The sequence below is a fragment of the Streptomyces rubellus genome (assembly GCF_036323805.1).
In the GTDB taxonomy this organism is placed as follows: Bacteria; Actinomycetota; Actinomycetes; order Streptomycetales; family Streptomycetaceae; genus Streptomyces.
On the sequence record NZ_JAZDCX010000001.1, the window covers coordinates 456,057 to 468,103 of the forward strand.

The 12,047-nt window shown below is 73.7% G+C and carries 12 protein-coding genes; 10 read left to right on the forward strand and 2 right to left on the reverse strand.

Annotated elements, in window-relative coordinates:
- Positions 1–47: 47 nt before the first annotated feature.
- Positions 48–893 (reverse strand): DUF3097 domain-containing protein, encoded by an 846-nt coding sequence (locus V1L54_RS01925; protein WP_330116016.1) that lies wholly within the window; start codon positions 891–893, stop codon positions 48–50.
- Between the two features lie 26 nt (positions 894–919).
- Entirely contained in the window at positions 920–1,636 is a 717-nt protein-coding gene (locus V1L54_RS01930) for an MBL fold metallo-hydrolase (RefSeq protein WP_330116017.1), read from the reverse strand.
- Positions 1,637–1,842: 206 nt separating this feature from the next.
- Between V1L54_RS01930 and hrcA the strand changes: the two genes are divergently transcribed.
- The 10 genes from hrcA to V1L54_RS01980 all read left to right on the forward strand — a co-directional run bounded on the left by hrcA (position 1,843) and on the right by V1L54_RS01980 (position 12,024).
- The gene (gene hrcA / locus V1L54_RS01935) at positions 1,843–2,859 is read left to right on the forward strand and encodes a heat-inducible transcriptional repressor HrcA (protein WP_330116018.1); all 1,017 of its coding nucleotides are present in this window, start codon (positions 1,843–1,845) and stop codon (positions 2,857–2,859) included.
- Between the two features lies 1 nt (position 2,860).
- On the forward strand, positions 2,861–3,994 hold the full coding sequence (gene dnaJ, locus V1L54_RS01940; protein WP_330116019.1) for a molecular chaperone DnaJ: 1,134 nt from the start codon (positions 2,861–2,863) through the stop codon (positions 3,992–3,994).
- Positions 3,995–4,060: 66 nt separating this feature from the next.
- The gene (locus V1L54_RS01945; RefSeq protein WP_330116020.1) at positions 4,061–4,810 is read left to right on the forward strand and encodes a 16S rRNA (uracil(1498)-N(3))-methyltransferase; all 750 of its coding nucleotides are present in this window, start codon (positions 4,061–4,063) and stop codon (positions 4,808–4,810) included.
- Between the two features lie 96 nt (positions 4,811–4,906).
- Positions 4,907–5,281 (forward strand): histidine triad nucleotide-binding protein, encoded by a 375-nt coding sequence (locus tag V1L54_RS01950; RefSeq protein WP_330116021.1) that lies wholly within the window; start codon positions 4,907–4,909, stop codon positions 5,279–5,281.
- A 24-nt stretch (positions 5,282–5,305) separates the two neighbouring features.
- Positions 5,306–6,211 carry a ribonuclease Z gene (locus V1L54_RS01955; RefSeq protein WP_330116022.1) on the forward strand — a complete coding sequence of 302 codons (906 nt, stop codon included), beginning with the start codon at positions 5,306–5,308 and terminating at the stop codon, positions 6,209–6,211.
- A 296-nt stretch (positions 6,212–6,507) separates the two neighbouring features.
- A complete protein-coding gene (locus tag V1L54_RS01960; RefSeq protein ID WP_330116023.1) occupies positions 6,508–7,803 on the forward strand; it encodes a glucarate dehydratase family protein in 1,296 nt (431 codons plus the stop codon).
- Positions 7,804–7,855: 52 nt separating this feature from the next.
- Positions 7,856–8,923 (forward strand): carbohydrate kinase family protein, encoded by a 1,068-nt coding sequence (locus V1L54_RS01965; RefSeq protein ID WP_330116024.1) that lies wholly within the window; start codon positions 7,856–7,858, stop codon positions 8,921–8,923.
- A gap of 116 nt (positions 8,924–9,039) precedes the next feature.
- Positions 9,040–10,101, forward strand: a complete 1,062-nt coding sequence (locus V1L54_RS01970) for a PhoH family protein (protein ID WP_330116025.1) — start codon at positions 9,040–9,042, stop codon at positions 10,099–10,101.
- 82 nt (positions 10,102–10,183) lie between these two features.
- Positions 10,184–10,681, forward strand: coding sequence for an rRNA maturation RNase YbeY (gene ybeY / locus V1L54_RS01975; RefSeq protein ID WP_330116026.1), 498 nt, complete (start codon positions 10,184–10,186; stop codon positions 10,679–10,681).
- Entirely contained in the window at positions 10,678–12,024 is a 1,347-nt protein-coding gene (locus tag V1L54_RS01980; RefSeq protein WP_330116027.1) for a hemolysin family protein, read from the forward strand. Before ybeY ends, V1L54_RS01980 begins: the two co-directional genes overlap by 4 nt.
- Positions 12,025–12,047 lie beyond the last annotated feature (23 nt).

Here is a 12,047-nt window from a genome sequence, read left to right on the forward strand (position 1 = left end):
TCCGGCATCCGGCCCGGTACCGGGCGCCGGCACCGGGCGGCACGGGGTCACGGCCCGGCGGGACCGCCCACCGTGACATGGTCGATCAGCCGCTCCACCGGGCCGAGCAGCCCCGGCTCCAGATCCGTGTAGCTGCGCACACAGCCCAGGATCCGCTGCCAGGCCGCGCCGGTGTTCTCCGGCCAGCCCAGCGCCCGGCACACGCCCGTCTTCCAGTCCTGGCCGCGCGGGACGACCGGCCAGGCGTCGATGCCCAGCGCGGACGGCTTCACCGCCTGCCAGACGTCGACGTACGGATGGCCGACCACCAGCACGTCCTCGCCGGTCACCCGCGCGGCGATCCGCGACTCCTTCGAGCCGGGCACCAGGTGGTCCACCAGCACCCCCAGCCGGGCGTCGGGCGTGGGGCCGAACGCCTCGACGACCGCCGGCAGGTCGTCGACGCCCTCCAGGTACTCCACGACGACGCCCTCGACCCGCAGGTCGTCACCCCAGACCTTCTCCACCAGCTCCGCGTCGTGGCGCCCCTCGACGTAGATCCGCCCGGCCCGCGCCACCCGCGCCCGGGCGCCGGGCACGGCGAGCGAGCCGGAGGCGGTGCGCCGGGGCGCGGCCGGGGCGGGCGGGGCCGCCGCCCTCGGCCGCACCAGCGTGACGGTCTTCCCCTCCAGCAGGAAGCCGCGCGGCTCCATCGGGAAGACCCGGTGCCTGCCGAACCGGTCCTCCAGGGTGACGGTGAAGCCCTGCGCCGTCTTCTCGCAGCGCACCACGGCCCCGCAGAAGCCGGTGGTGACCTCCTCCACCACCAGGTCCGGCTCGGCGGGCACCTCGGGCGCCGGGCGCTTCCGCTTCCAGGGCGGGGTCAGGTCGGGGCCGTACTGTCTGCTGCGCATGCGGTCATTGTGTTACGCGCGGGGCCTCACGAAACGCCGAAGCGCCGGGCCAGTCCGTCGCGCTGGGCGCGGACGAACGCGGCGTCCACCACCGCGCCGTGCCCGGGCACGTACACCGCGTCCCCGCCGCCCAGCTCCAGCAGCCGGTCCAGGGCGGCGGGCCAGTGCGCGGGGTGGGCGTCCGGGCCGGCCTGCGGCTCGCCCGACTCCTCCACCAGGTCGCCGCAGAAGACCACCGGCCGCCCGCCGGCCCCGGCGGGCGGCACCAGGACGGCCAGGTCGTAGGCGGTGTGCCCGGGGCCGGCGTTGACCAGCAGCGCCTCCCGGCCGCCCAACGGGACGGTCAGCTCGCCGGGCACCCGGTGGTGCGGGCACACCAGCACGTCGACGGCCTGGGCGGTCTCCTCCCGGTCCGCGCCGTGCCGCACCGCGTCGTCCCGCAGCTCGTCCCGCGAGCGCGCCAGCCACTCGTCGCACCCCACCGCCCCGTAGACCTCCACCCCGGCGAAGGCGGCCGTGCCCAGGACGTGGTCGAAGTGCGGATGGGTCAGCGCCACGTGAGTCGCCGGACGGCCCAGCAGGCCGCGCAGCTCCCGCCGGATCCGCGCGCCCTCGCGAAGCGAGGCCCCCGTGTCCACCACGAGCATCCCGGCGGCACCCGCGACGGCGCCGACCGTGTGGTCCCAGCGGGGCATGCGGTGACGTACGACTCCCGGTGCGAGCTCTTCCCATCCGGCGTCCATAGGGCGACGCTAGCGCCACCGGGCCGGTCGTGCCCGCCGGGCGGCGGGGGCGGGCCGCTCCGCTCCGCACCCGGCTCGACCGCCGCCCTTGCCCTGGCCGTGGTCACCGGCCGTACACTGGCTCAGGGAAACTGGCACTCGCCTGCCGAGAGTGCCAGGGAAGGAACCGGAAAGACGGCCGGACGCCGGACGGGAGGTGCGCCGAAGTGCTCAGCGAACGCAGACTCGAGGTGCTGCGCGCCATCGTCCAGGACTACGTCGGCACCCAGGAGCCGGTGGGCTCCAAGGCGCTGACCGAGCGGCACAACCTGCAGGTCTCCCCGGCCACGGTGCGCAACGACATGGCGGCCCTGGAGGACGAGGGCTACATCGCCCAGCCGCACACCAGCGCGGGCCGTATCCCGACGGACAAGGGGTACCGGCTGTTCGTCGACCGGCTGGCGGGGGTCAAGCCGCTGTCCAAGCCGGAGCGGAGGGCGATCCAGAACTTCCTGGAGGGCGCCGTCGACCTCGACGACGTCGTCGGCCGCACGGTGCGGCTGCTGGCGCAGCTCACCCGGCAGGTGGCGGTCGTCCAGTACCCCTCGCTGACCCGTTCGACCGTGCGCCATGTCGAGCTGCTGCTGCTCGCCCCCTCGCGGCTGATGCTCGTGCTGATCACGGACACCGGGCGGGTCGAGCAGCGCGTGGTGGACTGCCCCGCCCCCATCACCGAGGCGTCGCTGGCGGATCTGCGGGCCCGGCTCAACAGCCGGGTGGTCGGCCAGCGCTTCTCCGAGGTGCCCCGGCTGGTGCAGGACCTGCCGGAGTCCTTCGACGCCGAGGACCGGGGGACGGTCTCCACCGTGCTCGCCACACTTCTTGAGACACTGGTGGAGGAGACCGAGGAGCGGCTGATGATCGGCGGCACCGCCAATCTGACCCGCTTCGCGCACGACTTCCCCCTGACGATCCGGCCGGTGCTGGAGGCGCTGGAGGAGCAGGTCGTGCTGCTCCGGCTGCTGGGAGAGACCGAGGACGCCACCATGACGGTGCGAATCGGTCACGAGAACGCACACGAGGGGCTGAACTCCACGTCGGTCGTCTCGGTCGGTTACGGTTCGGGCGACGAGGCGGTCGCCAAGCTCGGTGTGGTCGGACCGACCCGCATGGACTACCCCGGAACGATGGGAGCGGTACGCGCAGTGGCACGTTACGTCGGACAGATCCTCGCGGAGTCGTAGAGTGGCGACGGACTACTACGCGGTCCTGGGCGTGCAGCGCGATGCCTCGCAGGACGAGATCAAGAAGGCATTCCGGAGGCTCGCGCGCGAGCTCCACCCGGACGTGAACCCGGATCCGAAGACCCAGGAGCGGTTCAAGGAGATCAACACCGCCTACGAGGTGCTCTCCGATCCGCAGAAGAAGCAGATGTACGACCTCGGCGGCGACCCGATGGGCGGCGCCGGGGCGGGCCGGGGCGGCGGCTTCGGCGCGGGGTTCGGGAACTTCTCGGACATCATGGACGCCTTCTTCGGCGCCGCCGCGCAGCGCGGGCCGCGCTCCCGAACCCGGCGCGGCCAGGACGCGATGATCCGGCTCGACATCGAGCTGGACGAGGCGGCCTTCGGCACCACCAAGGACATCCAGGTGGACACCGCGGTCGTCTGCACCACGTGCAGCGGCGAGGGCGCGGCCCCGGGCACGACGGCGCAGACCTGCGACATGTGCCGCGGCCGCGGCGAGGTCTCGCAGGTCACCCGCTCCTTCCTGGGGCAGGTCATGACCTCGCGGCCCTGCCCGCAGTGCCACGGGTTCGGCACGATCGTGCCGAACCCGTGCCCGGAGTGCGCGGGCGACGGGCGCGTCCGCTCCCGGCGCAGCCTGACGGTGAAGATCCCGGCCGGGGTGGACAACGGCACCCGCATCCAGCTCGCCGGCGAGGGCGAGATCGGCCCCGGCGGCGGTCCGGCGGGCGATCTCTACGTGGAGATCCACGAGGTCCCGCACCCGGTCTTCCAGCGCCGCGGCGACGACCTGCACTGCACGGTCACCCTCCCCATGACGGCGGCGGCGCTGGGCACCAAGGTCCCGCTGGAGACGCTGGACGGCATGGAGGAGGTCGACATCCGGCCCGGTACCCAGTCCGGCCAGTCGATCCCGCTCCACCAGCGCGGTGTGACGCATCTGCGCGGCGGCGGCCGGGGCGACCTGATCGTCCACGTCGAGGTCCAGACCCCGTCGAAGCTGGACGCGGAGCAGGAGGAGCTGCTGCGCAGGCTGGCCAAGCTGCGGGGCGAGGAGCGGCCGCTGGGCCAGTTCCAGCCGGGGCAGCAGGGCCTGTTCTCGCGGCTGAAGGATGCGTTCAACGGGCGGTGACGGGCCGTACGCCCGTGCCGTGTCCGTGCCTGTGTCCGCCGTCGCGCCCGTCCGTCCGGAGGCCGTGTGACCGCCCCCGTCTTCGTCGCCGATCCCGGGATCCTGGCCGGGGCCGCCCCCGGCGCCGTCCTGGTGCTGGAGGGGCCCGAGGGGCGGCACGCCGTCTCGGTGCGGCGGCTGCGCCCGGGTGAGGAGGTGGTCCTCACCGACGGCGCGGGCACCGGGGCGTTCGGCACCGTCGCGGCCGTCACGGGCAAGGAGCGCCTGGAGGTCGCCGTGTCCGGGGTGCGCACCGAGCCGGTGCCGCGGCCGGGGATCACCGTCGTCCAGGCGCTGCCCAAGGGGGACCGCGGCGAGCTGGCCGTGGAGACGATGACCGAGACGGGCGTGGACACGATCGTGCCCTGGGCGGCGGCGCGCTGCGTCACCCAGTGGCGGGGCGAGCGCGGGGCCAAGGCGCTGCGCAAGTGGCGGGCCACGGCCCGGGAGGCGGGCAAGCAGTCCCGCCGGCTGCGCTTCCCCGAGATCACCGAGCCGGCCGGCACCCGGCAGCTGCTCCCGCTGCTGTCCGCCGCCGCGTTCGCGGCCGTCCTGCACGAGGAGGGCGCCGAGCCGCTGGCCGCGGCGGAGCTGCCCGCGGACGGGGAACTGGTGCTCGTCGTCGGCCCGGAGGGCGGGATCGCGCCGGAGGAGCTGGCGGCGTTCGCCGGGGCCGGGGCGCGGCCGTACCGGCTGGGGCCGAGCGTGCTGCGCACCTCCACGGCGGGGACGGCCGCGGCGGCGCTGCTGCTGGGACGCACCGGTCGCTGGTCCTGACGCCCGCCGCGCCCCGGGGCGCGGTACGATCTTCGGCGCGTACCGGCTTCACCGCGTACCGACCGATCCGGACCGTTCACAGCGGGAGGCGCCACCGTGGCGGAGGAACCGCAGTCCGACTGCCTGTTCTGCAAGATCGTGGCGGGGGAGGTCCCGGCGGACGTCGTCCACGAGACCGGCACCACGCTCGCCTTCCGTGACATCAACCCGCAGGCCCCCACCCATGTCCTGGTGATCCCCAAGGCGCACCACCCGGACGCCGCCGCGCTGGCCGCCGCGGCCCCGGAGCTGGCCGCCGACGTGCTGCGCGCGGCGGGCGAGGTCGCCGCGCAGGAGCGGATCGCCCCGCCCGGGGGCGCGAGCGTCGGCTACCGCATCGTGTTCAACACCGGGGCGGGCGCCGGGCAGACGGTCTGGCACGCGCACGCCCACGTCCTCGGCGGCCGCGGCCTGAACTGGCCCCCCGGATAGTCCGGCCGGAGCCCGTCACCCCGTATGTCCGTACGCGAACTGGTCGTGCTGGGCACCGCCAGCCAGGTGCCCACCCGGCACCGCAACCACAACGGCTACGTCCTGCGCTGGGACGGCGAGGGAATCCTCTTCGATCCCGGTGAGGGCACCCAGCGGCAGCTGCTGCGCGCGGGCGTGGCCGCCCACGACCTCACCCGGCTGTGCGTCACGCACTTCCACGGCGACCACTCGCTGGGCCTGGCCGGGGTCATCCAGCGCATCAACCTGGACCGGGTGCCGCACCCGGTCACGGCGCACTACCCGGCGAGCGGGCAGCGCTTCTTCGACCGGCTGCGGTACGCCACCGCCTACCGCGAGACGGCCGAGCTGCGCGAGGAGCCGGTCACCGGGGACGGCACGATCGCGGTCACCGGCGCCTACACCCTCTCCGCGCTCCGGCTGTCGCACCCGGTGGACTCCTACGGCTACCGCCTGACCGAGCCGGACGGGCGCCGGATGCTGCCCGGACGGCTCGCCGCCCGCGGTGTCACGGGAGCGGACATCGGCCGTATCCAGCGGGAGGGCGAGCTGCGCGGCGTCACCCTGGAGGAGGTCAGCGAGCCCCGGCCCGGGCAGCGGTTCGCCTTCGTGATGGACACCCGGCTGTGCGAGAACGTCCACGCGCTCGCCGAGGGCTGCGACCTGCTGGTCATCGAGTCCACCTTCCTGGACCGGGACACCGCGCTGGCCGAGGAGTACGGCCACCTCACCGCCGGTCAGGCCGCCTCGGTGGCGGCGCGGGCGGGGGTGCGGCACCTGGTCCTGACCCACTTCTCGCAGCGCTACGACGACCCGGCCGAGTTCGCGCGCGAGGCGCGGGCGGCCGGGTACACCGGAGGGCTGACGGTGGCCGAGGACCTGGCGCGGGTGCCGGTGCCGCGGCGCCGCTGACCGCCGGCCGGCCGCCTCCGCCCGTCCCCTTTCTCCCGAGTTCCTCCGAGTTCCTCCGAGTTCTCTCCGCGTTCCCCGCCCGCTCCCCTCCGTACCGCCGGCCCGCCCCGGCGGTGCGGGTTCTTTTCCGGAAAACGTCGGCGTTCTTGACGCACTTCTGTTCGCGTCCCTAGTCTCCGTTTGCCAGCGTGGACAGCATTCGTATACGTGAACGGCATATGTGAGTGCCGAGGGTGTGCCGTCCCGCCGGTCCCACCGCCGCCCGCCTCCGGCACCGATCCGACAGGAGCCGTCCGATGAAGGACCTGACCGTCACCGAGGTACGTCTGACCCCGATACTCGTCGCCGACCCGCCGCTGCTCAACACCCAGGGCGTCCACCAGCCCCACACCCCGCGCTTGATCATCGAGGTGGTCACGGCGGACGGCGTCACCGGGCTGGGGGAGACCTACGGCGACACCAAGTACCTGGAGCTGGCCCGGTCCCTCGCCGGACGGCTCCCCGGACACCCGGTCAGCGACCTGAACGGGTTGTTCACCCTCGCCGGCGCCCTCGACACGGAGGGGCACCGCACGGACGGCACGGTGGACGTGGGCGGCCTGCGCGGCGTCCAGACCGCCGACAAGCTGCGGCTGTCGGTGGTCTCCGGCTTCGAGGTGGCCTGCCTGGACGCCCTGGGCAAGGCGCTGGAGCTGCCCGTGCACGCCCTGCTCGGCGGGAAGGTGCGCGACGGCGTGGAGTACAGCGCCTACCTGTTCTACCGCTGGGCGAGCCACCCGGAGGGGGTGGCGGGCGAGAGCGACGACTGGGGCGCCGCCCTCGACCCCGAGGGCATCGTCGCCCAGGCCCGCCGCTTCGTGGCCGACCACGGCTTCGGCTCCTTCAAGCTCAAGGGCGGCGTCTTCCGGCCCGAGGAGGAGATCGCCGCCGTCCGGGCACTGGCCGAGGCCTTCCCCGGCCGGCCCCTGCGCCTGGACCCCAACGGCGCCTGGTCGGTGGAGACCTCCCTGAAGGTCGCGGCCGAGCTGCGCGACGTCCTGGAGTACCTGGAGGACCCGACCACCGGTACGTCCGCGATGGCCGAGGTCGCCGCCCGCGCCGGCGGGCTGCCGCTGGCCACCAACATGTGCGTGACCACCTTCCCCGAGATACCCGAGGCGTTCACCACGGGCGCCGTCCAGGTGCTGCTCAGCGACCACCACTACTGGGGCGGACTGCGCAACACCCAGCAGCTCGCCGCGCTCTGCCGCACCTTCGGCGTGGGGGTGTCCATGCACTCCAACACCCATCTGGGCATCAGCCTCGCCGCCATGACCCATGTCGCCGCCACCGTGCCGAACCTGCACCACGCGTGCGACACCCACTACCCCTGGCAGCACGAGGAGGTGCTCACCGAGCGCCTGACGTTCACCGACGGCCGCGTCACCGTCCCCGACGGCCCCGGCCTGGGCGTCACCCTGGACCGCGACCGGCTGGACCGCCTGCACCGGCGCTGGCTGGACGACGACGGCTCGATGCGCGACCGGGACGACGCCGCCGCCATGCGCCGGGCCGACCCCGGCTGGACGTCCCCGGCCGTACCGCGCTGGTGACGTTCCGGCGGAGCCGGGGTGCGCGCGGGCGCAGTCGGGCACACTGGGCCGCATGCTCGACCCGCTCGCCGCGCTCCGCACCCCCGACGACCCGCCCTGCGACGTCTACCTGACCGGAAGCGTCTTCCTGGACATCATCTTCACCGGCCTGGACTCCGCCCCCGTACGCGGCACCGAGTCCTGGGCCCGCGGCATGGGGTCGAGCCCCGGCGGCGTCGCCAACATGGCCACCGCCCTGGCCCGGCTCGGGCTGCGCACCTCCCTGGCCGCCGCCTTCGGGGACGACAAGTACGGCGAGTACTGCTGGGAGTCACTGGAGCACGGTGAGGGCATCGACCTGTCGCTGTCGCGCACCGTGCCCGGCTGGCACTCGCCGGTCACCGTCTCGATGGCGTACGAGGGCGAGCGGACGATGGTCACCCACGGGCACGAGGCGCCGCCGGAGGAGTCCGCGCCCTGCGACCCGCCCCCGGCCCGGGCCTGTGTGGCGGCCCTGCGGCCGGGCGCGGGCCAGGGGTGGATCGCCGCGGCGGCCCGCCGGGGCAGCCGGATCTTCGCCGACGTCGGCTGGGACGAGACCGGCCGCTGGGACCCGGACGACCTCGCCGACCTGGAGCACTGCGAGGCGTTCCTGCCCAACGCCGGGGAGGCGATGCGCTACACCCGCACCGACTGCCCCCGCGCCGCGGCCCGCCGGCTGGCCGAGAAGGTGCCGGTGGCGGTGGTCACCATGGGCGCCGAGGGCGCCTGCGCGGTGGACGGCGGCAGCGGCGAGACCGCCGAGGTGCCCGCCGTCGCCGTGGAGGCGCTGGACCCCACCGGCGCCGGGGACGTGTTCGTGGCCGGTTTCGTCACCGGCACCCTGGCCGGCTGGCCGCTCGCCGACCGGCTCGCCTTCGGATGCCTGACCGCCGCCCTGTCGGTGCAGGAGTTCGGCGGCTCGCTGTCGGCCCCCGGCTGGGCCGAGGTCGCGGCCTGGTGGCAGCACGTCCGCTCCTTCGACGACCAGGGCCGGACCGCCCTGCGCCGCTACGCCTTCCTGGACGCCCTGCTGCCCGGCACCGCCCGCCCCTGGCCGCTGCGCCGGGCGGTGCCGACCATCGGCTTCCGGCGGGTGTGACGCCGCGGAAGCCGGTGGCGGTAAAACCCTACTGACCTGTCAGTCGCACGGCGTACCCTGGAGGCCAGGCGCACAGCAGCGACAGAGAGGGACGCGCAGGCTCCAGCAGCCGGCCCATGACTCAGACACAGACAGACCAGGCACGGTCCACCCCAGCGAGTGCCCGTTTCACCGTCCCGGCCAAGCACCCCATGGTCACGGTGCTCGGCTCCGGCGACTCCCTCCTCCGCGTCATCGAGAAGGCCTTCCCCGCGACCGACATCCACGTCCGCGGGAACGAGATCAGTGCCACCGGTGACGCGGCGGAGGTCGCGCTCATCCAGCGCCTCTTCGACGAGATGATGCTGGTGCTGCGCACCGGCCAGCCGATGACGGAGGACGCCGTGGAGCGCTCGATCGCCATGCTCCGGGAGTCGGAGAGCGGCACCGGAGCGGGCTCCGAGACCCCTGCCGAGGTCCTCACCCAGAACATCCTGTCCAACCGCGGCCGCACGATCCGCCCCAAGACGCTCAACCAGAAGCGCTACGTGGACGCGATCGACAAGCACACCATCGTGTTCGGCATCGGTCCGGCGGGTACCGGAAAGACCTATCTCGCCATGGCCAAGGCGGTGCAGGCCCTGCAGTCCAAGCAGGTCAACCGCATCATCCTGACCAGGCCCGCCGTCGAGGCGGGGGAGCGGCTGGGCTTCCTGCCCGGCACCCTCTACGAGAAGATCGACCCGTACCTGCGGCCGCTGTACGACGCGCTGCACGACATGCTCGACCCCGACTCGATCCCGCGGCTGATGGCCGCCGGGACGATAGAGGTCGCGCCGCTGGCGTACATGCGCGGCCGGACGCTCAACGACGCCTTCATCATCCTGGACGAGGCGCAGAACACGAACCCCGAGCAGATGAAGATGTTCCTCACCCGGCTCGGGTTCGACTCCAAGATAGTGATCACCGGCGATGTCACCCAGGTGGACCTGCCCGGCGGCACCAGGAGCGGCCTGCGCCAGGTCCAGGAGATCCTCGAAGGTGTGGAGGACGTGCACTTCTCGCGGCTCACCAGTACCGATGTCGTCCGGCACAAGCTCGTCGGCCGTATCGTCGACGCGTACGACCGCTACGACGTGCGCGGCGACGCGGCCGAAACCCGCGGCGGCACGGCCGACCGCGGCGAGCGCCGGAAGTGAGCGAGCGGCGGAAGCCGCCCGGCGCACCCGGACACCCCAGCACCCGAGCCCCGAGAGCAACGGAAAGCATCCCAGCACTCCCATGTCGATCGACGTCAACAACGAGTCCGGGCGGGAGATCGACGAGCGCGCGATCCTCGACATCGCCCGCTACGCCCTCGCCCGGATGCGCATCCATCCGCTCTCGGAGCTGTCGGTGATCGCCGTCGACTCCGAGGCCATGGAGCAGCTGCACCGGCAGTGGATGGACCTGCCCGGCCCCACCGATGTCATGTCCTTCCCCATGGACGAGCTGCGGCCGCCCGCCAAGGACGACGAGGAGCCCCCGCAGGGGCTCCTCGGTGACATCGTGCTCTGCCCGGACGTCGCGGAGAAGCAGGGCGCCGAGGCCCCGACGAAGCACTCCATGGACGAGGAGCTGCGGCTGCTCACCGTCCACGGAGTGCTGCACCTGCTCGGCTACGACCACGAGACCCCCGCCGAGCGGGCCGAGATGTTCGGCCTCCAGGCGGCCATCGTCGACGGCTGGCGCGCCGAGCGCGGTCTGGAGGGGCCCTCCCCGGCCCCGACGACGACATGAGCGGTCAGCTCGTCGCCGCGGCGGTCGTCCTGGTCTGTATCGCCTGGCTGGCCGCCTGCGCCGAGGCGGGGCTGGCCAGCACCACCAGCTACCGCGCCGAGGAGGCCGTACGGTCCGGGCGGCGCGGCAGCACGAAACTGGCCGCCGTCGCCGCCGACCCCACCCGCTACCTCAACCTGGCCCTGCTGCTGCGCGTCGCCGCCGAGATGGCGGCCGGGGCCCTGGTCACCTACGGCTTCCTGCACACCGTCGAGGAGACCTGGCAGGCGCTGGCCGCCGCCATCGGCACGATGGTGCTCGTCTCCTACGTGGCGGTGGGCGTCTCGCCGCGCACCATCGGCCGCCAGCACCCGCTGAACACCGCCACGGCCGCCGCGTACGTCCTGCTGCCGCTGGCCCGGGTGCTGGGCCCGCTGCCGCAGCTGCTGATCCTGCTGGGCAACGCGCTCACCCCGGGCCGGGGCTTCCGCAAGGGCCCGTTCGCCACCGAGGCCGAGCTGCGGGCCATGGTGGACCTGGCCGGGCGCGAGGCGCTGATCGAGGACGAGGAGCGCCGCATGGTGCACTCGGTCTTCGAGCTGGGCGACACCCTGGTGCGCGAGGTGATGGTGCCGCGCACCGAACTGGTCTCCATCGAGCGCTTCAAGACCATCCGCCAGGCCCTCACCCTGGCCCTGCGCTCGGGCTTCTCCCGCATTCCGGTGACGGGGGAGAACGAGGACGACGTCGTCGGCATCGTCTACCTCAAGGACCTCGCCCGGAAGGTCCACATCAACCGCGGCAACGAGAGCGAGGCGGTCTCCACCGCCATGCGCCCGGCGGCCTTCGTCCCCGACACCAAGAACGCCGGCGACCTGCTGCGCGAGATGCAGAAGGCCCGCAACCACGTGGCGGTCGTCATCGACGAGTACGGCGGCACCGCCGGGATCGTCACCATCGAGGACATCCTGGAGGAGATCGTCGGCGAGATCACCGACGAGTACGACCGGGAACTGCCCCCGGTGGAGGACCTCGGCGCCGGCCGCCACCGGGTCACCGCCCGGCTCGACCTCGGCGACCTGGGCGAGCTGTACGGCCTGGAGCTGGAGGACGAGGACGTGGAGACGGTCGGCGGACTGCTGGCCAAGCTGCTGGGCCGGGTTCCCATCGCGGGCGCCAAGGCCGTCGTGGACGTCTCCGGGGCCCGCGCCGACCGCACCGCCGACCCCGGGCTGCGGGGCCTGCGGCTGACCGCCGAGTCCCCGGCGGGCCGCCGCAACCGCATCGTCACGGTCCTGGTCGAACCGGTCCGTGCCACCGCCCCGGAGACGGAGGGCGCCCCGGTCGCGGAGAGCGGGGGCTGACTCCTCCGCCCCGGGCTCCCGTC